General features: G+C 66.3%; 19 protein-coding genes. 12 read left to right on the forward strand and 7 right to left on the reverse strand.

The features are described from left to right. Window positions 1–23: 23 nt before the first annotated feature. Window positions 24–380, reverse strand: a complete 357-nt coding sequence (locus tag ACJ8FR_RS05995; protein WP_407827712.1) for a cupredoxin family copper-binding protein — start codon at window positions 378–380, stop codon at window positions 24–26. 10 nt (window positions 381–390) lie between these two features. Next, the gene (locus ACJ8FR_RS06000) at window positions 391–1,329 is read right to left on the reverse strand and encodes a metallophosphoesterase family protein (RefSeq protein ID WP_407827713.1); all 939 of its coding nucleotides are present in this window, start codon (window positions 1,327–1,329) and stop codon (window positions 391–393) included. 134 nt (window positions 1,330–1,463) lie between these two features. Here ACJ8FR_RS06000 and ACJ8FR_RS06005 point away from each other — a divergent pair, with 134 nt between their 5' ends. Further along, complete coding sequence (locus ACJ8FR_RS06005; protein WP_407827714.1) at window positions 1,464–3,119, forward strand: MFS transporter; 1,656 nt, start codon at window positions 1,464–1,466, stop codon at window positions 3,117–3,119. 1 nt (window position 3,120) lies between these two features. Here ACJ8FR_RS06005 and pgl read toward each other — a convergent pair whose 3' ends face one another. The 3 genes from pgl to ACJ8FR_RS06020 all read right to left on the reverse strand — a co-directional run bounded on the left by pgl (window position 3,121) and on the right by ACJ8FR_RS06020 (window position 4,825). Further along, window positions 3,121–3,822 carry a 6-phosphogluconolactonase gene (gene pgl, locus ACJ8FR_RS06010; RefSeq protein WP_407827715.1) on the reverse strand — a complete coding sequence of 234 codons (702 nt, stop codon included), beginning with the start codon at window positions 3,820–3,822 and terminating at the stop codon, window positions 3,121–3,123. Between the two features lie 15 nt (window positions 3,823–3,837). Next, window positions 3,838–4,581: an energy transducer TonB gene (locus ACJ8FR_RS06015; RefSeq protein WP_407827716.1), complete on the reverse strand. Its 744-nt coding sequence runs from the start codon at window positions 4,579–4,581 to the stop codon at window positions 3,838–3,840. Between the two features lie 112 nt (window positions 4,582–4,693). Beyond that, window positions 4,694–4,825: a KGG domain-containing protein gene (locus ACJ8FR_RS06020; RefSeq protein WP_407827717.1), complete on the reverse strand. Its 132-nt coding sequence runs from the start codon at window positions 4,823–4,825 to the stop codon at window positions 4,694–4,696. A 226-nt stretch (window positions 4,826–5,051) separates the two neighbouring features. Between ACJ8FR_RS06020 and ACJ8FR_RS06025 the strand changes: the two genes are divergently transcribed. The 8 genes from ACJ8FR_RS06025 to ACJ8FR_RS06060 are packed head-to-tail and all read left to right on the forward strand — an operon-like array spanning window position 5,052 to window position 12,578. Then, window positions 5,052–6,911, forward strand: coding sequence for a PQQ-dependent dehydrogenase, methanol/ethanol family (locus ACJ8FR_RS06025; protein ID WP_407827718.1), 1,860 nt, complete (start codon window positions 5,052–5,054; stop codon window positions 6,909–6,911). Beyond that, window positions 6,889–7,443 carry a c-type cytochrome gene (locus ACJ8FR_RS06030; protein WP_407827719.1) on the forward strand — a complete coding sequence of 185 codons (555 nt, stop codon included), beginning with the start codon at window positions 6,889–6,891 and terminating at the stop codon, window positions 7,441–7,443. The genes ACJ8FR_RS06025 and ACJ8FR_RS06030 overlap by 23 nt, the downstream gene beginning before the upstream one ends. 2 nt (window positions 7,444–7,445) lie before the next feature. Next, window positions 7,446–8,465, forward strand: coding sequence for a cytochrome c oxidase subunit II (gene coxB / locus ACJ8FR_RS06035; protein ID WP_407827720.1), 1,020 nt, complete (start codon window positions 7,446–7,448; stop codon window positions 8,463–8,465). Further along, window positions 8,462–10,426: a cytochrome c oxidase subunit I gene (ctaD, locus tag ACJ8FR_RS06040; RefSeq protein ID WP_407827721.1), complete on the forward strand. Its 1,965-nt coding sequence runs from the start codon at window positions 8,462–8,464 to the stop codon at window positions 10,424–10,426. Before coxB ends, ctaD begins: the two co-directional genes overlap by 4 nt. Then, complete coding sequence (locus tag ACJ8FR_RS06045; protein ID WP_407827722.1) at window positions 10,423–11,034, forward strand: cytochrome c oxidase subunit 3; 612 nt, start codon at window positions 10,423–10,425, stop codon at window positions 11,032–11,034. The genes ctaD and ACJ8FR_RS06045 overlap by 4 nt, the downstream gene beginning before the upstream one ends. Continuing rightward, a complete protein-coding gene (locus ACJ8FR_RS06050) occupies window positions 11,031–11,363 on the forward strand; it encodes a hypothetical protein (RefSeq protein WP_407827723.1) in 333 nt (110 codons plus the stop codon). Before ACJ8FR_RS06045 ends, ACJ8FR_RS06050 begins: the two co-directional genes overlap by 4 nt. After that, window positions 11,360–12,181, forward strand: coding sequence for a cytochrome c oxidase assembly protein (locus ACJ8FR_RS06055; protein ID WP_407827724.1), 822 nt, complete (start codon window positions 11,360–11,362; stop codon window positions 12,179–12,181). Before ACJ8FR_RS06050 ends, ACJ8FR_RS06055 begins: the two co-directional genes overlap by 4 nt. Further along, a complete protein-coding gene (locus ACJ8FR_RS06060) occupies window positions 12,162–12,578 on the forward strand; it encodes a c-type cytochrome (protein ID WP_407827725.1) in 417 nt (138 codons plus the stop codon). Before ACJ8FR_RS06055 ends, ACJ8FR_RS06060 begins: the two co-directional genes overlap by 20 nt. 252 nt (window positions 12,579–12,830) lie before the next feature. On the opposite strand, the gene ACJ8FR_RS06065 is transcribed toward ACJ8FR_RS06060, so the two are convergent. After that, window positions 12,831–13,688 (reverse strand): hypothetical protein, encoded by an 858-nt coding sequence (locus tag ACJ8FR_RS06065; protein WP_407827726.1) that lies wholly within the window; start codon window positions 13,686–13,688, stop codon window positions 12,831–12,833. A gap of 196 nt (window positions 13,689–13,884) precedes the next feature. On the opposite strand from ACJ8FR_RS06065, the gene ACJ8FR_RS06070 reads away from it, so the two are divergent. After that, window positions 13,885–14,394: a YybH family protein gene (locus ACJ8FR_RS06070; RefSeq protein WP_407827727.1), complete on the forward strand. Its 510-nt coding sequence runs from the start codon at window positions 13,885–13,887 to the stop codon at window positions 14,392–14,394. Here ACJ8FR_RS06070 and ACJ8FR_RS06075 read toward each other — a convergent pair. Then, window positions 14,391–16,388, reverse strand: a complete 1,998-nt coding sequence (locus ACJ8FR_RS06075; RefSeq protein WP_407827728.1) for a TonB-dependent receptor — start codon at window positions 16,386–16,388, stop codon at window positions 14,391–14,393. The two genes, ACJ8FR_RS06070 and ACJ8FR_RS06075, sit on opposite strands and share 4 nt — an antisense overlap. Before the next feature lie 308 nt (window positions 16,389–16,696). Here ACJ8FR_RS06075 and ACJ8FR_RS06080 point away from each other — a divergent pair, with 308 nt between their 5' ends. Continuing rightward, entirely contained in the window at window positions 16,697–18,505 is a 1,809-nt protein-coding gene (locus ACJ8FR_RS06080; RefSeq protein ID WP_407827729.1) for a ShlB/FhaC/HecB family hemolysin secretion/activation protein, read from the forward strand. Between the two features lie 4 nt (window positions 18,506–18,509). After that, on the forward strand, window positions 18,510–23,312 hold the full coding sequence (locus ACJ8FR_RS06085; RefSeq protein ID WP_407827730.1) for a beta strand repeat-containing protein: 4,803 nt from the start codon (window positions 18,510–18,512) through the stop codon (window positions 23,310–23,312). Window positions 23,313–23,323 lie beyond the last annotated feature (11 nt).

Consider the following 23,323-nt stretch of genomic DNA (forward strand, 5'->3'; position numbering starts at 1 on the left):
GAGCTCACGGCCAGTCCCTTGCTTCACGCCTTGACGACGATCGTGCCCGTCATGTGCGGGTGGATCGAACAGAAATAGCCGAACTGTCCCGGCTTGGCGAAAGTGAAGGAAAACTTCTCTCCGCTGTCGAGCACCTTCGATTTGAACAGACCGTCCTTCGACACGACCGTGTGCGGGATGTCGTCGCCGTTGGTCCAGGTCACCGTTGCGCCTGGCTTGACTGTCACGACCGGTGCTTTGAACGTAAAGTTGGCGATCTCGACGGCGACCGTTGAAGCCGCCGGAACGGCTCTCGCCACGTCGGCGACAGTCGCCATCACCAGGGCTCCGGCAACAAGCGCCGAAGCCTGAAACGTGAGAATCTTGAATCCACGCGTCATTGCAAATCCTTCAGGCGGAGAGGGTGGAATCGATGAGCGCGATCCGCTCGTGACCGCGGACGAACATCGCGTCGGTGATGCCGAGCATCGAATGGAGTTTTTCGGGCGGAACCTTGAGCGGTCCGGGCGAAGGGGCGGTCCCCGGCGCGGGCTGGGGAAAGGCGGTCGAGCGCGCCGTGTGAAAGGCGATGCGCCCTTCGACCTTCTGCGTGATCTGGTGGATGTGCCCGTTGAGCACCGTGACCGAACCGAAGCGCGCAAGAAGCTTCAGCGCCTCCGCCGCATCATCGGTACCCCAGCCCCAGTCTGCATAAACCGTCCACAGCGGGATGTGCGCAAAGACGACGATCGGCGTCGATGACGAGCGGCTGGCAAGGTCCCTCGCCAGCCACTTGAGCTGCGCAGCCCCGAGATTGCCCATGCCGCCGGGCTTCAGGTCGGCGACATTGACGAGCGCGACGAAATGCACGCCGCGATGGTCGAAGCTGTACCAGCCGGCCCCTTGCGAGCCCTTGCCGAAGCGGTCGAGGAACGCCTTGCCGCCGTCGGGATCGAGCATGTCGTGCTCGCCGGGAACGAAGAATATTGGACGGCCGAGCTCCTTGAGCATCTGCTCCGCGTCGTCGAACTCGTCGTCGCGCGACAGCTGGGAGACGTCGCCGGTGTGGATGACGAAGTCGGGCTGTTGCGGCAGCGCCTTCACCTTGGCGATGGCCTCGCGGAAGGTCGCGCGAGCATCGGCATTGGGCGGCTTGTTGAAGCCGATATGGCTGTCGCTGAGCTGGACGAAGGTGAATGGCGTGGCAGCGGCCCGCCGAACCGGCGCAGCCAGCGCGGCATCGAGGCCGATGGAGCTCCCGACGCCGCCGGCAAATGCGAATAGGGCGCCCGTCCCGGCCCAGGCCATGCATCTCAGGAAATCGCGCCGGTCGTTCTCGATCTCATGCATCTTTTGTCCTTTCGTAGGGCTCGCGATGAGATGACCGGGCGGACGTGCCGTTTATTCCCCGACGGCTAAAACTATTTTCCCGCGCTTGCGCGAAGCGGCTCTGGCGCTATCCCTTGGCGGACGGGGGAGTGACGATGGCGACCATTGCCGAGCAGCACCGCGACAAGCCCTGGTCGATGGCGCGGGTCATCATCGCGTCATCTGCCGGCACGACGTTCGAATGGTACGACTTCTTCATCTTCGGGAGCCTCGCGCCGGTCATTTCCAAGGTCTTCTTCGCCGGACTCGAGCCGACACCGGCGCTGCTCGCAGCACTGGCTTTGTTCGCGGCGGGCTTCGCCTTCCGGCCGCTCGGCGCGCTGATCTTCGGAGTCGTCGGCGACAGGCTCGGCCGCAAGGGCGCATTCCTGATCACCGTCAGCCTGATGGGCGCGGCGACCTTCCTGATCGGCTTTCTGCCAACCTATGCCCAGGCCGGCAGCACCGCGGCGACCATGCTGATCATCCTGCGCATCCTCCAAGGGATCGCGCTCGGCGGCGAATATGGCGGCGCCGCGATTTACGTTGCCGAACATTCGCCGGCGAGCAAGCGCGGCGCCTCGACCGGCTGGATCCAGTCGTCGGCCTCGTTCGGCCTGCTCGCCGCTCTCCTGGTGATCGTCGTCACCCGCACCGCGATCGGCGAGGATGAATTCGCGGTCTGGGGCTGGCGCATTCCATTCCTGGTTTCCGCCGTCCTGCTCGCGATTTCCGTGTGGATGCGCGCCAAGCTCGCCGAAAGCCCTGAATTCTGCCGGCTGCGCGAGGAGGGCGGCCTTGCCACAGCGCCGCTCAGGGAGTCGTTCGGCAAATGGCGCAACCTGCGCCGTGTGCTGATCGCATTCTTCGGCATCATGTGTGCGCAGGGCGCGGTCTGGTACTTCACCTTCTTCTACATGCAGGTGTTCCTTGAGCGCTCGCTGGGCCTGCCGAGCCAGACCAAGGACCTGCTGCTGATCGTCATGACCGTCGTCAGCGCGCCGCTCTACGTTTACTTCGGCTGGCTTAGTGATCGCCTCGGCCGCAAGCCGGTGATGATCGGTGGCATGCTGCTCGCGCTATTGCTCTACTTTCCCGCCTCGCACTGGATCGCCGCGGCCGCCAATCCGCAGCTGGTCGCCGCGGAGCAAGCGACGCCGATATTCGTCGACACCGATCCCGCGACCTGCTCGGTCCAGTTCGATCCGCTAGGGACGGCAAAGTTCGTCAGCGCGTGCGACATCGCCAAGTCGACGCTCGTCACCAAGGGGATTTCGTTCCAGACGCGGCGTTCAGGAGTCGCGCGCACCGATGTCGTCATTGGCACCGAACGCGTGCCGATCAGCGGCGGCGAAGGCCTCGCTGGGCCGGCGCTCAAGACACTCAAGGCCAGAACTTCGGAGGCGATCGGCGCCGAGCTGCAGGAAGCCGGCTACCCCAAGCAGGCCGACCCGGCGCGCGCGAACATCACGCTTCTGATCGTGATCCTGCTCGCCTTCGTGGTCGCCGCGACGGCGCTCTACGGGCCGCAGGCGGCGGCGCTGGTGGAGATGTTCCCAACCCGCATCCGCTACACCGCCATGTCCTTCCCTTACCATGTCGGGACCGGCTGGGTCGGCGGCTTCCTGCCCGTGACCAGCTTCGCGCTGGTCGCGGTGACCGGGAACATCTTCAGCGGCCTGTGGTACGCGGTTTTCTTCACCGCCATTTCTTTGATCGTCTCGCTGTTGTTCCTCAAAGAGACGTCGGGACGGCACCTGCAGGAAGTCTAGCTCAGGGCGCCCAGTGAATGTCGATCGGCTGGTCGGCCTCGGCGAGCACCCGTCCGATCGGCAGCTTTGAGCTGTGCCCGTCGGCGATCGCCTGCTCGAGCAGCGCGCGCTTCTCGCTGCCGGTGATCGCGATCATGACGGTGCGCGCCGACAGGATCGCCGCCCGCGTCAGCGTCACGCGCGCCACCGGCGCATGGCTCGGCATCGGATCCGGCATGACGCCAACCGCGCGCCGCGCCTTGGGCGCATCGAGCGCGGACTGCAGATCGGGCCCGGCAAAGATCGACGCGGTGTGCCCGTCCTCACCCATGCCGAGCCACACCAGGTCCGGCGGCCAGGACAAGTCTTGGAGCCTCGCGTCGGCGGAGTTCCCCGCGAGCCGGTAGTCGGCGATGTCCGCCGCAATCGGGATCACTCGCGCGCCCGCCGGCAGGAATGCCTTGGCGATCGCGCGCACGTTGCTGCGCTCGTCATCCATCGGCACCAGCCGGTCGTCGGTCGGGATGATCGTCACCTTCTTCCACGGCAGCGGCTGGGCCGCGAGCTTGGGGAAGACCGCCGGCCCGGTGCCTCCTCCGGGCACCGCGATCAGCGAGGATCCGCGCGCGTCGACCGCGCTCTCGACGATGAACCCGACGTCGCCGGCGACCGCGTCCGCGAGTTCGTCCACGGAGTCATATTCCCACCATTCCGCTTCAACCATGCGAATCCCTTTTGATTATCGCGGCGCTGGTTGCGCGTATCCGAACCATCCTGCAACCGCCTGTCCGCTGCGGTTGAGCGCGGGGCGGAAGCGCAGTCGCTCATGCGCGATGTTGCACATGGCGTTGTCGATCACTGCCACACCGGTGCCGCGATCGACCGTGCATTCGGCAACGGTGCCGCGCGCATCCACCCGCAAGCGCATGAACACGGTCGCGCCGCGCGGCCAGCGGTCCATGATCTCGGGCGGGATGTCGCGACCGCCCAGCACGGACGTTGCGAGATGGGGCGGTTCCGTGACGCCATTGTCTCCGCCGCCGCCCGAACCGTTTCCGCCCGAGCCGCTGCCGGTCCCGTTGCCGGCGCCGCCCGCGCCGGTCCCGGGGCCGCGAACAGCCGCCGCGCCCTGGGTCGGCGCGGCGCCCTGGCGCGGCGTCTCGCTTGCGGCGATCGTCTGCACCGGCGGAGTCACGATCTTCGGCTTCCGCGCGACGACAGGAGTCGCCTGGCTGCGGATGTTCCTGGGTGCCGAGCCGCCTTCCTTTTCCTTCGGCTTCACCGGCTGCCGCTGCTGTGGCGGAGGGGGAGGCGGTGCTGGCGGGATGGAAAAATCGATGAGGCGAAGGCCCGCTTGCTCATTGCCAAGGTCGAGCTTGCCCGAAAGGTTCAGGAACGCGAAGAGCAGCGCCGCGTGGATCGCGACCACCGCCGCGATCGCGCCGCTTTTGTCGCGCGCATTGACGTCCGTTCGATAGGCCACGCCTGTTCAACGCCAACCCATGGGCGCGCGTTGCGCAGCCGCAACGCCGGCAACGAGAAAGCGCCGGCCTGCCCTCGCAAACCGGCGCTCCTGGCTCCTTGAGCGGCGAGCCTTAGCGGCTCGCGCTCGGCCGGCGTCCGCCGCCGTGGCTGGACTTCCCGCCCTTGCTCGCAATCTCGCGCTGCTTGGCCGGATCCATCGCCGCAAATCCCCGCTTGGAACCGCTACTCTTGGTTGCTGCCATGTGCTTCTCCTTTTCTCGATGGGCGCTCCGGCAACGCTCCCGGAAAACAGCGGTTCACAATGCTGATTCAGGTTAGCGAACTGCTGTTCCAGGCATCCGAATTGCCTAACCTCGGTTAGGTCTGTTTCCGGGCTGGAACCAAAAACAGGCGCGGCGATTTTTGCAGACCGGCAGGGACTTTAGCTACTCACCCGGGCTTCGCTGCCGGCCTTTTAACGGGGGCGTGATGCGGCGAGTTGAGTATCTGGTCACGGCTCTTGGCGCGGCGGCCGCGTGCGCGTCGCTCGCAGGCTGCAATCGTTCACAGCCCAAGCAGCAGCTCGGCTCCGCGACCATATACGGCTCCCCGCCTGCTGGTGATCATGCGGTGCCGGCACCCGCGGCCTCGCCCGCGGACGACGGCAACTGGGTCATGCCCGGCAAGGATTATGCGGCGACGCGCTTTTCGGCGCTCAACCAGATCACGTCGGCGAACATTTCGAAGCTGTCGATCGCGTTCACCTTCTCGACCGCAACCATGCACGGCTACGAAGCCCCGCCGCTGGTCGTGAACGGGACGATGTACCTGATCACGCCGTTCCCCAATATTCTCTACGCGCTCGACCTGACCAAGCCGGGGGCGCCGGCCAAATGGGTGTTCAAGCCCAAGCCGCTCGCCGCCAGCCAGGGCGTCGCCTGCTGCGACACGGTCAACCGCGGCGCCGTGTACGATTCGGGCAAGATCTTCTTCAACACGCTCGATGGGCAGACGATCGCGGTCGATGCCAACAACGGGCACCAGGTGTGGCGCGCGCAGCTCGGCGACATCCAGAAGGGCGAGACGATGACCATGGCGCCGCTGGTCGCCGGCGGCAAAGTGCTGGTCGGCGATTCCGGCGGCGAGATGGGCGTGCGCGGCTGGATCGCCGCGCTCGACGAAGGCAGCGGCAGGCTCGCCTGGCGCGCGTATAACACCGGCCCCGACAAGGACGTGCTGATCGGTCCGCGATTCAAGCCCTTCTACGCCTCGGACCGGGGCAAGGACCTCGGCGTCAAGAGCTGGCCGCCCGAAGCGTGGAAGATCGGCGGCGGCACCGTCTGGGGGTGGATCAGCTTCGACCCGGAGACCAAGCTTCTCTATTACGGCATCGGCAACCCGGGCCCGTGGAACCCCGACCAGCGGCCCGGCGACAACAAGTGGACCACCGGGGTTTTCGCCCGCGACGTCAATACCGGCGAGGCGGTCTGGTTCTACCAGACCACGCCGCACGATCTGTTCGATCATGACGACATCAACGAGATCATCCTGGCCGACATTCCCTGGAACGGCGGGCGACGCCCGGTGCTGTTCCGGCCAGCCCGCGCCGGTTTCTTCTACGTCCACGACCGCCGCACCGGTCAGGTGCTGTCGGCCGTGCCCTATGGCTATGTGAACGGATACCGCGGCGTCGATCTCAAGACCGGCAAGATGATTCCCAATCAGGACAAGGCGCCCAAGGTCGGTCGCGTGGTCCGCGACATCTGCCCCGCCGCCCCCGGCCTCAAGGACTGGAACCCGTCGGCGTTCAGCCCCGTCACCGGTCTCGTTTACATCCCCCACAACAACCTCTGCATGGACTTCGGCGCCATGCAGGCGAACTACATCTCGGGGACGCCCTATGTCGGCGCCGACGTGAAGATGTACGCCGGCCCCGGCGGCAATCGCGGCGCCTTCACCGCCTGGGACCCGGTCCACCAGCGCAAGGTGTGGGAGATTCCCGAAGACCTGCCGCTTTGGAGCCCGGCGCTCGCGACCGCCGGCGGCCTCGTCTTCTACGGCACGATGGATGGTTGGTTCAAAGCCGTCGACGCGCGCACCGGCAAGGACGTGTGGCGGTTCAAGGCCGGCAGCGGGATCATCGGCCAGCCGATCAGCTATCGTGGCCCGGACGGCCGCCAATATATCGCGGTCGTCGCAGGCGTGGGCGGCTGGGCCGGCGCGGTGGTGTCGGCGAAGATGGACACGCGCGACCCGACCGGCGCCCTCGGCTTCGCCAACGCGGTCAAGGACCTGCCGATGAAGACCACGGCGGGAGGCATGCTCTATGTCTTCACCCTGCCGCGCTAGCCTCGTCGCCGTCGCGCTCGCGGCGCTCGCGCTCACCGCGTGCGACCGCGAGGAGCGCCACAGCCGGTCCAAGCCGATCGGCGAGACCGTGCCTGCGGGCGAGAGTCCCGACACCATCTGGCCAGGCGGGACGACGCCTCCCGCGCTCGATCCCCGCGCCCGGCTTTTCGACAATAACGCTCCGGCCATCTCGCAAGGGCAGACGCTCTTTTCGCAAATGAACTGTTCCGGCTGCCATAGTCACGGCGGCGGGGGCATGGGTCCGGCGCTGATCGACGACGAATGGCGCTACGGCGGGCGCATCGACCAGATCGCCGCCTCGATCGCGGAGGGCCGCCCCAACGGGATGCCTTCGTGGCGCGCCAAGCTCACCCAGGACCAGATCTGGCAGCTCGCCGCCTACGTCCGCTCCATGTCCGGCCAGCCGAGCAAGGATGCCGTCAGCAGCCGCACGGACTCGATGAGCAACACCGCGCCGCAGACTCTCGTTCCGCGCGAGCCGGCGCATAGCTCAGATACCGCCGAGCAATGACCATGCGTGCGCGTGCGTCAGTCCTGCTTCTACCGCTGGCCGCGTCGGCTTGCAGCTACCAGCATTACCAGAGCACTTTCGGCAACGCCGCGACCGAAGCGCGTCAGTTCAACATCCTCTTCATCATCTTCCTGCTGATATCGGCCATCATGTATGTGCTGGTGATCGCGTTCCTGATCGCCAGCATCGCTCGGCGGCGTCGGGCCGGCGCCGCGAACGTGATGGAGGACAAGCGGCACCACGAGACCGATCCGCTGATGCGCACCGGGCTGATCGCCTGGGGCGCGCTGGTCGGCACGGGTCTCGTCGCGCTCGCCATCGCCAGCTTCGTCGCCGACCGCGGCATGGCGAGCGCCGCAGCAAGCGAGAAGCTCTCCATCACCGTCACCGGCAACCAATGGTGGTGGGACGTCCGGTACAACGCCGCCGACAGTTCGAAGATGGTGCGCACGGCCAACGAGATCCACCTGCCGGTCGGCGTGCCGGCGCGGATCCTGCTTCGCTCGAACGACGTGATCCACAGTTTCTGGGTGCCGAGCCTCGCCGGCAAGGAGGACCTCATTCCGGGCCGCGACAACGACATCACCATCACGCCGCGGAAGGTCGGCATCTACCGCGGCCAGTGCGCCGAATTCTGCGGTGCTCAGCACGCCAAGATGGCGCTCGTCGTCGACGTCGATTCCTATCCCGACTTCCTCAAATGGTGGCAGCATCAGTTGCAGGAGGCGGCCGCGCCGGCAAACCCACTCGCATTGGCGGGCTACAAGTACGTCACCACCCGCGCCTGCGGCTCGTGCCATGCCATCGCCGGAACGCCGGCGAGCGGAACCGTCGGGCCAGATCTCACCCACCTCGCCAGCCGCAGGACCATCGCCGCGGGCATGCTACCGATGAACGAGGGCAATCTCTACGGCTGGGTGGCCGACCCGCAATCGATCAAGCCCGGCACCAAGATGCCGACGGTCGGGCTCGAGCCCAGCGAGCTGCACGCGGTCGTCGCGTATCTCGAGACCTTGAAATGACGGAGCTGGAACGCGTCCACGCCGAAGACGAACGGCTCGCGCGCGAGCGCAAAAAGCTCGCCCGCGACGGGCCGAAGCTCAAGGGCCCAAGGCTCGAGGCGCGGCTGGCGCGGACGTGGCGCCGTCCGCCGGGAATCCTCGGCTGGCTCGCGACCGTCGACCACAAGGAGATCGGCAGGCGCTACATCGTCACCGCGCTGATCTTCCTGGCGCTCGGCGGCGTGCTCGCGCTGGCGATGCGCGTCCAGCTCGCCCAGCCCGACAGCGCCCTGATCAGCGCGCAGCGGTACAACGAGCTGTTCACCATGCACGGCTCGACGATGATGTTCCTGTTCGCCGTGCCGGTGATGGAAGGTGTCGCGGTCTACATCATCCCGCTGATGGTCGGCACGCGCTCGACCGCCTTCCCGCGCCTCAATGCCTTCAGCTACTTCATGTATCTGTTCGGCGGACTGATGCTGTGGGTCGCGTTCGTCCTGAACGTCGGTCCTGACATCGGCTGGTTCGCGTACACGCCACTTTCAGGACCGCAATTCTCCCCCGGCAAGCGCGCTGACGTCTGGGCGCAGATGATCACCTTCACCGAAGTCTCCGCGCTCGCCGCGGCGGTGGTGCTCATCACCACGATCCTCAAGACCCGCGCGCCCGGCATGACCCTCGCGCGCATGCCGCTGTTCGCCTGGGCAATGCTCGTCGTCGCCGTGATGATTGTCTTTTCGATGCCTGCCGTGGCGCTGGCATCAAGCATGCTGATCGCCGACCGCTTGATCGGGACCAATTTCTACAACGCGGCCGAGCACGGCGACGCTTTGCTGTGGCAGCATCTCTTCTGGTTCTTCGGCCATCCCGAAGTGTACATCATCTTCCTCCCGGCGACGGGCTTCGTCAGCGTGATCACGGAGACGTTCTGCCGCAGGCCGGTGTTCGCCTATCCGGTGGTTGTGCTGGCGCTGGTCTCGACCGGCATCCTCGCCTTCGGGTTGTGGGTGCACCACATGTTCGCCACCGGCCTGCCGCGGGTCGGCTACAGCTTTTACACGTCGGCGAGCATGACCGTGGCGATACCGACCGGCCTGCAGATCTTCTGCTGGCTGGCGACGATGTGGGACGGACGGCCGCGCTTCCAGGTGCCGATGCTGTACGTGGTCGGCTTCATCGTCACCTTCGTCATCGGCGGCCTATCCGGAGTGATCATCGCGTCGGTGCCGCTCGACCTCCAGTTGCACGACACCTACTTCATCGTCGCCCATTTCCATTATGTGCTGATCGGCGGCGCGGTGTTCCCGCTGCTAGGCGCCCTCACCTACTGGTACCCCAAGATCACCGGCCGCATGATGAGCGAGACGCTCGGCAAGATCGGCTTCTGGATGATCTTCCTCGGCTTCCAGCTCGCCTTCTTCCCGATGCACATCAGCGGGCTGCTCGGAATGCCGCGGCGGGTCTACACCTATCCGGCCGGGCTCGGCCTCGAACTGCCGAACCTCCTGTCGAGCATCGGCGCGTTCGTCGTCGCCGCGGCGGTGATGCTGTTCGTGGTCAACGGCCTCGTCTCGCTCTACCGCGGCGCGATCGCTCCCCCCAACCCGTGGGGCGCGGCGAGCCTTGAATGGGCAACGACTTCGCCGCCTCCGGCGTATAATTTCGCGCACATCCCGGTGGCCGAGAGCCGCACGCCGCTGTGGGACAATGTCGCCGAGCTGCCGGTCGTCACCGGTCTTCGCGTCGATCAAAAGGAAATCCTGCTCACGACGGTCGTGGCAGCTGCGCCCGACCTGCGCGAGCCGGTTCCCGCCCCGAGCCTGTGGCCGTTCATCGCCTCGGTCGCGGTCGGCATTCTCTTCGTTTCCTCGATCTTCTCGCCCTGGGCAGTCGTATTCGGCGCGATCCCCGCGGCCATCGCCATCGCTGCCTGGTTCTGGCCGAAAGAGATCAAGCGCGAACCGGAACCGGTGATCACATGATCCCGGCGCCCCGCTTCACCGACGACGTCGCCAGCCTCCCGACCTATAAGTTCGGGCCGAGCAGCCTCACCTGGTGGGGAATCATCGCCTTCATGGTCATCGAGGGCGCGTTCTTCGGGCTCACCTTCGCCGCCTATTTCTTCCTCATGGGCCATGAGCAGGGCTGGCCGCCGGAAGGACGCCAGCCCGCCAACCTGCTGTGGGGCACCTTGTTCCTGGTCGTCATGCTGCTCAGCGAAATCCCCAATTCGATGATCAAGAAGGCGGCTCGTGAGCGCGACGTGCCGGCCATCCGTGCGCTCATGCCCGTCATCATCGGGGCGGGGGCCGTACTTCTCATCATCCGCGGGTTCGAGTTCAACAACCTCAACTGCCGCTGGACCGACGACGCCTACAGCTCGGTCATTTGGACCCTTCTGTTCCTGCACACGACGCACATCCTGACCGACTGGGGCGACACGATCGTGCTGTGGCTGCTGATGCGCACCGACCTCGGGTGGGAAGGACGTCGCCTGGTCGATACCGATGAGAATTGCCTCTACTGGCGGTACGTCTGGCTGCTGTGGATCCCGGTTTACCTGATGATCTACTGGGTGCCGCGGCTGTGAACAGCGAGCGCATCCGGGACGGCTTCATGCCCTGGGCCGCGCTGGCGCTCGGGACCGCGGGCTTTTTCCTCGCGCATCAGCTCGGCTCCGACGCGACATTTCAGGATTGCCGCGTCGGCAGTCCGCTCATCGTGATCATCGGGACGTTCGCCGGGCTCGCGATCATCGGCCTCGGTGCGCTCGGTTCCTGGCGAGTCTATGGCAGCGAAAGGGAAGCGCCCGCACGGCGCTTCGTGGCCGTTGTCGGACTGCTCGCCTGCGCTCTTTACGCGATCGGCGTCATCCTCCCGCTCATCGCCTCATTGGTCATCCCGCGGTGCTGGGCGTGACCCACCATCACCGCCAGGCGCTGCTCGGCTGGACGCTAGATCCCCTGCTCACCGTCCCCCTTGCGCTCGCGCTCTTCATTTACCTCGTCGGCTGGTGGCGTTTGTCGAAGCGCGCAGCCACACCGGTGCGCCCGGCGCTGTTCCTGTCCGGCTGGGCGGTCCTCGCCCTCTCCCTAACTTCGCCACTGCATGAGGCCGGCGAGCGAAGTTTCACCATGCACATGATCGAGCATGAGCTGATCATGCTCGTCGCGGCTCTGCTGCTCGCGGGCTCGGGCGCGGGCGCGATCCTCGCCTGGGGATTGCCGCGGCCGCTTCGCCGAGCCCTCGGCGGCAGCTGGAAATTGCCGCTGCAGTCGGTATGGAAACGGCTCACCGAGCCGGTCACGGCGACGGTGATCCAGGGCATAATGATGTGGGCGTGGCACGCCCCGATACTGTTCGACCGCGCCCTCGACAGCTTCGGCTGGCATATCGCCCAGCACGCCTGCTTTTTCCTCAGCTCGCTGTTGTTCTGGTGGGCAATGCTCCACCCGCGCGGCCGCAATTACGGCCTCTCCGCCGCCTGCCTGTTCGCGACGTCGCTCATCGGCGGTGCGCTGGGTGCGCTGATGAGCCTGTCGTCGAGCCCGTGGTACGCCGATTATGCCGCGATGGGCATGACCGGCATCGCCCTCGACGCGGTCGACGACCAGCGCCTCGCCGGGCTCATCATGTGGATCCCCGGCGGTGCGTTCCACGGGCTCGCCGCACTTGCGCTCTTCTACAAGTGGCTAAAGACTTCCGAAGGAGGCGCCGGTGCGCTCTCCATCAACTAGCCGGACGTTCGGCGTTCTCGCCGCGCTCCTGTTCGTCGTCGCGCTGGCCGGTGTGATGTACAAATATGTCGAGCAGCGCGCACGGATGCGCACCCATGCCGCAGCCGAGACCGGCGGCGATCCCCGGCGCGGCGAGGCGCTGTTCATCCAGTATGGCTGCGGCAGCTGCCACGCGCTCAACGGCGTCCGCACCGCCACTGGCATGGTTGGTCCACCGCTCGACGGCGTCGCGCTCCGCGTGATTATCGGTGGGCATCTCGCCAACACGCCATCGAACATGGAGCATTGGATCCGCGATCCGCAGCATGTCGCGCCCGGAACCGCAATGCCTGACCTGAAGGTCGGCGAGGCTGACGCCCGCGACATCACTGCGTTCCTCTACACGCGCGCGAAGTAAGTGCCTGACGGAGGGATGGCGCAGCGGGCGCCATCTCGAGCTGCGGATGCGCACGAGCTTCATGCCGCAACGCTTGCACCAGCTTCGCCACTCGCCCTCGACCCTATGGGCGCTGGACTTGGAGCGGCGATGGCCGACAACGGAACAGACGATGCGGGAGATCAAGGCTCGGCTCCATCAGCGGTTCAACGGCCGAGCGGGCGCGCTTATGCCCAAATTGTTGCGGCTACGCAATAAACAACGAATCGCGCTTTAGACCGCCGCTTCCGCCTGACCCGGGTGGCTTCCCGGCCGCTGCGGAATCACCACGATCAGGATGATGATGGCGACGGCCAGCACCAGCGACGCGATCGGCCGGCTCATTTCGAGCCCGCCCTTGGCAACCGGCTTGTCGAGGAAGTCGCCGACGGTCGCGCCGAGCGGACGGGTCAGGATGAACGCCGCCCAGAACAGCAGCACGTGGCTGAAGCGGGTCGTAAAATAGAGGACCGCGAGCACCGCCAGCCCTGCGCCGAACACCAGGGCGCCGCCGGAATATCCGAGGCCCGCATCGGCAATCCAGTCGCCCAAGGCCGTGCCGAGAGTCTGCGAAAAGGTGATGGTGATCCAGTAGAAGGTTTCCTCGCGCGGGCTCGTAACCGTGTTCACGTCGACGGTCCCAACGGTCCGGTACCAGGCGAAGAGCGAACCGAGCACGCAGGCGAGCAGCAGAATTGATCCGCCCGGATAGCCGATCCCAAGCGAGCGGTCGGCAAAGTCGGCAAGCGTCGTCCCGCAGGTCGTCGAAGCGACGATCGTCGCCCAGTAGAGCCACGGGTTAAACCTGCGCGCCTGTATCTGCGCCCACACCAGACCCACCAGCAACACGCCGAAAATGGCGGTCCCGATCAAATAGCCGTTCGCCACGGGCTGAGCCGTTGTCTCGCCCAGCCAGGTCATGGTGACGCTATCTCCGCCCGTTTCGCCAAGCGTCGTCGCAAGGATCTTGATGATCCAGAAGCCGAGCGTGACCGCCGGAACCTTGCTCAATACTTCGGCGACGTGATCGCGCTCTGTCACTTGGTTCTCCGGGCGTAAGGGAAGAGGAATTGAAGCGTCGGATCGCCGCATTGGTTCCGGCACTTCAACCTCGCCGTTTAGGTCGGAACCATGATCCGCCGACCCCTACCGCCGATGAACCAGCTCGTGAACTCTTCGTAATATCACTGAAAACGCGCCGATTCCGTGGTCATTCTCCGCGTGTCCCGTCCCGGCTATCATGCGCGTGCGCGCCGACGCGCGCAGCATTTGTGCGGAGGATGCCATGGTGACGAAGCTTTTCAGCATTTGCGCGGCCGGTCTACTCGTCACCGGCTGCTTTAAGGAACAACCCAGGAATGATGGCGCGCAATCGGCGAAGCAGATCCAGGCGCTGTTCGACGGTTGGGCGAAGGCGTTCGAGACCAAGGACGTCAACGGCGTAATGGCCATGTACGCGCCGGGCGCCGCGCTCACCGCCTACGACATCGTCCCCCCGCTTCAATTCAAGGGCTCCGACGCATACCGCAAGGATTACGCCGATTTCTTTGCGCAGTTCGATGGCCCGATCCACGTCGAGATAAGCGACGACCATATCGCTGCCGGCAAAGACACTGCGTTCGCTTATGGATTGGAGCGCCTGACCGGGAAGCTCACCAATGGCACGCCTGTCGATATGTGGCTTCGCTACACCGAAGGCCTGAAGCGCGTCGACGGCCAATGGCGGGTCGTCCATGAGCACATCTCGGTCCCCATCGACATGGCGACGGGCAAGGCGCGGATGGACCTCAAGCCCTAGCGCAGCCTCAGCCCGAGCCACAACGTCCGCGGCGTCGCCCGCTCGACCGAGCCGTCGCCGCCAATGCCCGCGATCACCAGCGCATCCGTCATATTCTCGATGCGCGCGACCATCTGCAGCCGGCGGGCAAGCGGCCATGACCCAAAGGCATCGAGCGTCGTCGCGCCGCCGAGCACCCGCGTGTTGAGGTCGTCCTCGAACTGCGCGCCGACGCGCCGCAGCACGAGCTCGGCGCCTTTGCCGCCGCGCTCCCAGCTCGCCGACAATGTGCCTGCGAAGCTCGGAGTCTGCGCGGGCCGGAGGCCGTTCAGGAGCGCCGCCGCGCCGCTCGCCTCCATTCGCGCATGAGTCCAGCTCGCGCCAGCGCGCACCGCCCACGGGCCTCGCGACCATTCGGCCGAAGCCTCGATCCCGCGCACCTTCACCGCATCGACATTCTCGCGCTGGCGAAAGGTGCCGCCGGCCGCTACGAAACCGACTTGCGGAAACGTCCCCGGTCCCACGCCGAGCGTCACGTTGGAAATCGCGTCCTTGAGGCGATTGTCGAAGCCGGTCAGCGAAAGACGCCACGGCCCGCGGGCATAGTCGATGCCGACTTCGCCTCCGGCGAGCCGCTCCGGATCCAGGTTCGCATTCGCCGCGGTCGCGTCGAGCCCGGCGCGGAACGGCCGGAACAGCTCGTTGAGAGTCGGCATGCGCCATCCGAGATAGGCGGCCGAGCGCAGGCTGAACCCGCCGCCAAGCGGCGCAAGCAGGCCGCCGCGCGCGGTCGGCAACCACCCGCGCCGCGTCGCGTCGTGTTCGTCGCGCAAAACCGCCCCGGTGGCGATCGTCTGCTCGAACAGATGGCCGCCGCTGACTTGCCAGCGATCGATGCGCGCACCGCCGCTCAGCACGATGCCATGAACATCGGCCGATGCCTCGGCGAACGCGCCGCTGGTCCAGGTCTCGCCGCCGGCAAACCGTCGCCGGGTCGGGTTCCCGGCGACATAGTTAGTCAGCTCGCGCGTCTCGCCGCTGGTCCTTCGTCCATCGGCGCCGATCCTGAGCTCGATCCCTGGCGGCATCGGCGGCCTCACCTCGACGCTGCCGCCGAGCCCATGCGACGGCACCGAATCCTGAAGCAGCACCCGCGTCGCGATAGCGCGGCCGGCGCTGAGGCCCGCCGTGCTGCTGCGCAAGTTGCGCCATTGCCAATAACCGAGCGCGGTCCATTGCCACTCGCCGCGCCCGACTAACCTCAAGGAGCCATCGGCGCCGTTGGTGCGGTCGGCGCTGAAATCGGTCCCCCGCGTGCGCCAGTCGTGAAAGCCCGACAGGTTCGCCTGAAGCTCGGTTTCGCTGCCCAGCGGCGCAACCCAGCGGCCGCGGCCGCTCCATTGCTCGTAAGGGGCGCGCTCGTCGGCGGGACCGCGGGTCTCTTGCGTGATCGGTACGAAGCCGTCGCTTCGCTCGGCGCGCGCCGACACGCCGAGCACGCCTCTACCGGCAGCAATAGCGATGCGCGCGCGCGCCTCGAGCGAACCGCGGCTGCCCGCGTCGATCTCGCCGCCGATCCCGGCATCGGCGCGGCTGGTCATCTCGATCGTCCCGGCGAGCGCCCCCGGTCCATCGGCGATGCTTCCCCCGCCGCGCACCACCCGGATGCCGGCGAAGGTCGCGGGGTCGTAGGCCGGCCAGTTAACCCAGCCGCCGAAGGGGTCGCTCTGCGGCACGCCGTCGACCATCAGCAGCGCCCGGCTCGAGGCATTGCCGCCGAGTGCGCGCAAGGTCACGCCCTGGCTGGTCGGGTGCCCGCTGCGCGCATCGGAACGGCGGAACAGCTGCATTCCCGGCACATCCTTGAGCAGCTGATCGAGCTCGTGGCTTGGCGATTGTTCGATTTGCCGCGCGCTGATGCGCTGGGCCGCATAGACCCTCTCGGCCCTCGGCTCGGGAAGCGCGGTGCCGGTGATGACGATGGCCGGCGGCGGCGGTGGCAGCGCGTCCGCCACAGGCAGGCTATAGGATATCGTAGAGTGTCGCGCCGATCGTCAACAGCGAGGTGGCCGCGACGGCAAGCAGCGCCCACGGTGCCCACCACGGCCAGGACAATTGGTTGGTGCTTTCAGGCTCTGCCATGCGGTTAGAAGCTTGCCCGACGGGTGTTGTTCCGTCGACCGAAAATCTCATCGCGGGACGGGTTACAGGCCTGCGAATTAACTATGGTTAAAATAGTGTTGATGAAAGCCAAGTAAATTGCTCTAATTCCCCGCATTCTTTCGAGCGCGACTCGCTCACCATCCGGGAAGGGGGCGCCCCGGTGAACTTTGGACCTCGTCCATTGCAGTCATTCGGCGGTGCGGCGCGCCGCCGCTCCGCTTGTCTCGCAACCGCGGCCGTTCTCGCCGCCGCGCCGGCGCCCGCGGCCGCTCAGTCTACGCCGCCGCCGCAGGTGGCTCCGCCGACCCGCGAGGAAGTCACTCGCCCCGCCACTACGCCGCCCCCGCCGCAGAGCAGGCTGGAAGTCGAGGGCGGGATCGAACGCGCGCCCTGCGCGCTCGACGGGCCGGAGTTCAAGTCGATCCACTTCGTCCTTCGCGGCGCCGAGTTTGACGGGCTCCAGGGCCTCACCCGTGCCGACCTCGCTTCAGCCTACGCCCAGTATATGGGCCGCGACGTCCCCATTGCGACGATTTGCGAAATCCGCGACCGGGCCGCTTCCATCCTTCGCGACGCCGGCTACATCGCTGCGGTCCAGGTGCCCGAGCAGCGCATCGGGGACGGGATCGTTCGCTTCCAGGTGCTGATGGCGCACCTCACGCAGGTGCGCGTGCGGGGCGAGGCCACCGGCGCCGAGACCGCCCTTGCGGCCTATCTTGGACGGCTCACCCGGCAGCCGCTGTTCAACCGCTACGAGGCGGAACGCTATCTGCTGCTCGCGAGCGACCTTCCGGGCTACACGGTGCGGCTGACGCTGCGCCCGGCGGGGACCGCGCCCGGCGATGTGATCGGCGATGTCACGGTGCAGCACCTGCCGGCTTATGCCGATTTCATCGTGCAGAACGGCGGCTCGCGGGCGCTCGGTCCCTGGGGCGGACTACTGCGCGGCCAGCTGTTCGGCCTGACCGGGCTCGGCGACCGGACCTCGCTATCACTGTTCAGCACTGCCGACTTCAATGAGCAGCAAACCGTCCAGCTGGCGCATGACATGCGCTTGGGGCCGGAGGGGATGAGCCTTGCTGGCTCGTTCACTTACGCGTGGGCGCGGCCAACCGTGCCCAATGCGGCAATCCTTGCCCGCACCCTGTTCGCGACGATGGAGCTCGCTTACCCGTTCGTCCGCCGACAGTCGGAAACCGTCCGTGGGTCGGTCGGCATGGACGTCGTCAACCAGGACGTCCGTCTCGATCATATTCCGCTCACCCGCGACCGCTTGCGGGTGGCGTTCCTGCGCCTCGGCATCGACACGATCGCGAGCGATCTTGGTCCGCAGTTCTCGAGCGCCGAGCCGCCCTGGCATTTCAGCGGCCTGGTCGAGCTTCGCCAGGGGATCCGCGCACTGGGCGCGACGCGCGATTGCGGTCCCTTGGGGGTCAATTGCCTCGGCCCGAACACTATTCCTCCCAGCCGCCTCGACGGCCAGTCGGACGCAACGGTCATGCGGCTGACGGCCTATGGCGAACTGCGGCCGGTCCCCAAGCTCACCTTCGCGCTCGGGCTGCGCGCGCAATATGCCTGGAAGCCGCTGCTGAGCTTCGAGGATTTCTCGACCGGCAATTATACGGTTGGCCGGGGCTACGATCCGGGCTCGCTGCTTGGCGACCGGGGCTACGGGACACAGTTTGAGGTCCGCTACGGCAGCCGGATCCAGGTCGCCGCGGACCGTCCGGCCATCCAGGGCTATGCCTTTTGGGATCATGCCCAAGTCGGCCATCGGGGGAGTGCCATCATCGTCACTCAGCGTCAGCATTTGGATTCGATCGGCGCCGGGGCGCGGATCAACTGGGACCGCTTCGTCCTCGATGCCGGGCTAGCCGTTCCGCTCACTCATATCGGGCCGTTCAACTCGAAGCCCGATCCCCGTTTGCTGGTGTCTCTCACAACCCGTCTGTGGCCATGGAGGTACTGATGTCATGTCACATGCTTTGTACCCAGCGTACCGCCTGAAACGGCACAAATTACTCGTCTCCTGCGCGACGCTCGCGATCACCGTCGCCGTGACTCCGCAGCGAGCCTGGGCTCAGGCTTTCCAGGGCGTGCCGACAACAGTTGCGGGGACCGTCACCTACGCCAGCGGCACTCCGGGCAGCGATACGATCACGATCGGAACCAGCAACGCCACGATCAACTGGGCGCCCAGTGACACGCAGGGCAGCGGGAACGTCAATTTCCTGCCCGCCGGCAATACCGCGACCTACCAGGGCAGCGACGGCCTCGCGGGCTTCACGGTCCTCAATCGCATCATTCCGACCGACGCCACGCGGGCGATCGAGCTCAACGGCAGCATATTGAGCAAGCTCGCCGGTGGCGCGACCGGCGGCAACGTCTGGTTCTACAGCCCTGGCGGGATTGTGGTCGGCGCGCACGCGATCTTCGATGTTGGTGGCCTGCTGCTGACCAGCATCGATCTGCCGACCGGTTTCAGCACTACCAGCAGCGGCTTCAACGCCATCTTTTCGAAGTCCGCGTCCAGCGCGGGGAGCATCAACATCCTTTCGGGCGCCCAGATCAATGCGCGCAATTCCTACGTGGCGATGATCGCGCCGCGTATCGAACAAGGCGGCAATGTGCAGGTCAACGGCTCGGCAGCATATGTGGCGGCCGAGGGCGCCACGATGACTCTCGACCAGGGGCTATTCGATATCGAAATCCCGGTCGGCGGCGGCACGTCCGACTCCAACGGCATCGTCCACACCGGCACGACCGGCGGCGCGGCGAACGCGAGCGCGAGCGATCGCCACGGCATCTACATGGTCGCGGTCCCGAAGAACCAGGCGCTGACCATGCTGCTCGGCGGTTCCGTCGGCTTCGCGCCTGCAGCTACAGGAGCTTCCGTCAGGAACGGCCAGATCGTCCTATCGGCCGGCTCGAGCCTGAACGACCTCGGCGGCGGCCACCTCGCCAACCAGACCGGCGGCAACGCGAGCATCACCTTTGGGTCGCTGGGCGCGTCGAACTTCACCTCCGACGTCTTTGGCTTCGCCAACGGCGCGATCCTCGCCGATGCGTCGGCTGCCAACATCAGCTTCTCCGGCGACCTTACCCTGCAGAGCAAGTCGTCAACCGGCCCGATCGGCATCGCGCTCGTCGCCGATAACGAACATGCGCTTACGATCAACGGGACGAGCAATCTCGCCGCGACGGTCGATCGCCGCGGCCCCGCGGCGACTGCAAGTGACAGTGGGGATGCGACCGGCGGCAATGTTCTGGTCGAATCCAGTTCCGGCGGCACGATTACCACCGGTAACCTGGTGCTCGACGCCAGTGCCTACGGCCAGGACAATGCCGGTGGCGGCGACAAGGCCGGCGGCGACGGCACCGGCGGCCATATCGCCATCGCCGCGTCAGGCGGCGGCAAGATCCAGGTCAATGGCGCCATCGACGCCCATGCCAATGGCACTGGCGGAAACATGCTCGACGGCAGCACCCACGGCGGAAAGGGACAGGGCGGCTCGGTCCAGCTGATTGTCACGGACTCCAACTCGTCGATCACCACGACTGGGCACATCCTTGCCACGGCGCAGGGCTTCGGCGGCAGTTATTCCGGACCGGCGAGTTCGACGCTGGCGACCGGTGGCGACGGCTTTGGCGGCGATGTGTCGATGCTGATCCAGGGCAGTCTCACCAGCGGAGATCTGACGTTCCAGGCGCGCGGATTCGGCGGGAACGGAGGAACCACCTCATCCGGCCTTGGCGGAAATGGCGGCCTTGGCCACGCCGGGAGCAACATAGTCCTGGTCGCCGCGGGCGCTTCGGTCGACGCGGGCATCTATCTTGCTTCCATGAACAGCCTCGGCGGGGCAGGTGGCACGGGCGCTTCGGGCCGAGGCAACGGCGGCTCGGCGCAAGGCGGTACGAACAACGTCTTGCTTGACGGCCACGCCACATTCGGCGGGAGCTCGGCAAACTTCGACGGTTTCGTGGCGACGGCTTTCGCGCAGGGCGGAGACGGCCTGTCGGGCGGTCCCGCGAACGCCGGCAGCTCGTCGATTATCGTCAACGGCTCGCTGCACGTCGACGGACTCCTGCAAAGCGCGGCGCAGGCGCAAGGCGGCAATGGGACCAGCTCCCACGGCTCCACGTCAGGAGGCAACGCCTCGATCACGGTCAACGGCAGCGTGACGGCCGATTCTGTGTTCGTCGGCGCGAGCGCATTCGGTGGCACTGGCTCGACCACCGACGGCAACATTGGCGGCAGTGCGAAGCTCACCATCGGCCCTGAAGCCGTCACGCATTTCGGAGACGTGTCGCTCACCGCGCTCGGTGCTGGCGGGCTGGTCGCGGTAACCGGTGATCTGACCTCAACCGGCCGGGTGGACCTCGACTCGGACGGCGACATCAACTTCGGCAAGGTCACCGCCGATCATTTGAATTTTTCCGCGTCCGGAGCGGTCACCGGCGGCAACATCAACGCGGCCACTCGCGTCGAGGGCGATGCAGAGGGTGCGGTCATTCTCGGCAACATCACCGTCGGCCCCAACCTGCCTGCCGATAACAACTTCTCCGTGGGCATTGGGTCTGGAACATCAATCACCGTCGGCAACGTCAGCGGACCCGGCGACGTCGGATTCGTGACATTCGGAGGCTTGACCACGGGCAACCTCACCGCTGGCAATCTCGTCATGACCCTGGTCAGAGGCGCCACGAGTACCGGCTCCATCACCACCGCGGCCAATGGCCGAGTGTACATTGCCGACGCATCGATGTTCGCGACCGGCGGTGGGGTCTTCGAGGGCGACAGCGACGGCGACTTCAACCCCAACGTCGTGCTCGCTCTGGCCCCCATCCACACGGGCGGATCGATCACCATCAACGGTCCGGTGACTACCGGAAGATTGCAAGCGGCCGCAGGCACGGGTCTTTCGATTGGCAACGCTACCGTAGGCACTTCGGTCGAGCTCACCGCGGGCGGCGCGGCCAATTTCCTTGGCACTGTCCGCGCGCCCAATATCACGGTCACCTCGGCCGATCTTAACATCGCTGCCGGCGCAAGCCTCGGCGTCCGCGGCATGACCAACCTCATCACCTTCAACGCGGTAAGCAACGGACCGATCTACATCGGCGCCAATACGTCGGCCCCGGCCGGCGCCTATAGCCTCAACGAGGCCGGCGACATTCGCGCCAGTGAGGTGGTCGTCAACGCGCGCGCTCCCGCCATCGCGGAGGGTAGCGCAACTGCGCCCAGGATCGTCATCGGCGATGTCCACATCGATGGCAGCGCCAGCGAAGGCGGCGGTGTCGCGCACATTGCGGTCAACACCGACAGCTCGATCAGTGTCGTCGGCGGCGTCGACTACATCAACGCCGCCCCCACCGACACGCTTCTGCTATCTGCCGGACAGCGGATCGAAGTGATCACGCCAGCCGGAAGCATCAAGATGACTGGACCGGACGGCAAATTGTCCGGAATCCTGACGCTGAAGGCTCACGACATCGTCGCTGCCGACAGCTCGCTCGCGGCGCGGCTTGCCGCCGACCCCAACTTTGCCGGGCACGCCGAAGCGCTGGCAACCAACAGCGGGCCGGTGAATCCCGCCGGCTATTTGCAGGCGGGCGGAATTGAGCTTGTCACCGGCAGCAACATCTTCATCCAGAATAGCGGCACAGCCACCGACTTCGCCGGCCTGACCGTCGGCGGGGGCGGGCTGCTCGTCGGCCACTACCAGCCAATCACGACCTTGGCGGGGACGCCGGGCTTCTCCTTCACCGGGACCCTGACCACCGCCAACGACGTGCTCCATTTCGACTTCACGATCACTGCCGAAACTCAGATCACTCTGCGCACCTATTCCTACGCCGGAGGCACGAACTCGGCCGGGCAGGTGATCCCGTCGGGTGGGTTCGATCCGATCCTCGCACTGTTCAATTCTGTCGGCCTGCTCATCAACCAGAATGACGACGGCGGTTCCAACGTCCCCGCCGATCCGCATACCGGCGCGCACTACGATACGTTCCTGCAGTCGCTCTTGCCCGCCGGTACCTACACCGTAACGGTGATGGCCTTCAGCAACTTTGCGGTTGGCCCCAACCTGTCCAACGGCTTCGAGAACGGCGGCGGTTTCAACGGTCGCACGGCCAATTTCGCGTTCGATGTGCTGGGCGCAAACGTGGCCACCGGGCCGGGCGCGACCGGCGCCATCAACGTTGTGGCTTTTGGCCGGCGTCAGAATGCCGACGGCAGCTTCACGACCGGTGCCGACTTCTTCAACCAGGTGAATTTCGGCCTCGACCACGGCGTTACCTATGCGCAGGGGTCGACGTTCAACGGGCTAGCGATCGGAGCGGCGCCGCCGCCACCACCCCCTCCGCCACCACCACCGCCGCCGCCTCCACCTCCACCTCCACCTCCACCTCCACCGCCGCCGCCGCCTCCACCGCCGCCGCCTCCACCGCCGCCGCCACCTCCGCCACCGCCGCCGCCTCCACCGCCGCCGCCACCGCCGGCACCACCGCCGTCGGTGCAAAGCTCCGAGGCCATCCTCGGGCCGATCCAGCAGGTTGGGAGCCCGGGGGACGTCGTAACCAGCGATGCGAGCGAGCAGGAGCAACAGCAGGGCGAGAAGAAATCCGGCAAGAAGGGCGACGACGATTCGGGAGTCGACTCGTCGCTCGGCCTAATCAACTCCGGGCCAGTCCAGCTGAAATCCGACCTTGAGCAGCCGGTCACCAGTGGCGGCATGGAAACAATGATCGAAGGTCCGGGTACGTCGGACTGATCGGAGGATCA

Origin of the sequence: Sphingomonas sp., from assembly GCF_045810705.1 — a bacterium.
Taxonomy (GTDB): domain Bacteria; phylum Pseudomonadota; class Alphaproteobacteria; order Sphingomonadales; family Sphingomonadaceae; genus Sphingomicrobium.

Coding starts and splice junctions, on each gene's coding strand:
- ACJ8FR_RS05995 (WP_407827712.1), bottom strand. CDS start 380: ATGACGCGTGGATTCAAGATTCTCACGTTTCAGGCTTCGGCGCTTGTT.
- ACJ8FR_RS06000 (WP_407827713.1), bottom strand. CDS start 1,329: ATGCATGAGATCGAGAACGACCGGCGCGATTTCCTGAGATGCATGGCC.
- ACJ8FR_RS06005 (WP_407827714.1), top strand. CDS start 1,464: ATGGCGACCATTGCCGAGCAGCACCGCGACAAGCCCTGGTCGATGGCG.
- pgl (WP_407827715.1), bottom strand. CDS start 3,822: ATGGTTGAAGCGGAATGGTGGGAATATGACTCCGTGGACGAACTCGCG.
- ACJ8FR_RS06020 (WP_407827717.1), bottom strand. CDS start 4,825: ATGGCAGCAACCAAGAGTAGCGGTTCCAAGCGGGGATTTGCGGCGATG.
- ACJ8FR_RS06025 (WP_407827718.1), top strand. CDS start 5,052: ATGCGGCGAGTTGAGTATCTGGTCACGGCTCTTGGCGCGGCGGCCGCG.
- ACJ8FR_RS06030 (WP_407827719.1), top strand. CDS start 6,889: ATGTCTTCACCCTGCCGCGCTAGCCTCGTCGCCGTCGCGCTCGCGGCG.
- coxB (WP_407827720.1), top strand. CDS start 7,446: ATGCGTGCGCGTGCGTCAGTCCTGCTTCTACCGCTGGCCGCGTCGGCT.
- ctaD (WP_407827721.1), top strand. CDS start 8,462: ATGACGGAGCTGGAACGCGTCCACGCCGAAGACGAACGGCTCGCGCGC.
- ACJ8FR_RS06045 (WP_407827722.1), top strand. CDS start 10,423: ATGATCCCGGCGCCCCGCTTCACCGACGACGTCGCCAGCCTCCCGACC.
- ACJ8FR_RS06065 (WP_407827726.1), bottom strand. CDS start 13,688: ATGCGGCGATCCGACGCTTCAATTCCTCTTCCCTTACGCCCGGAGAAC.
- ACJ8FR_RS06085 (WP_407827730.1), top strand. CDS start 18,510: ATGTCACATGCTTTGTACCCAGCGTACCGCCTGAAACGGCACAAATTA.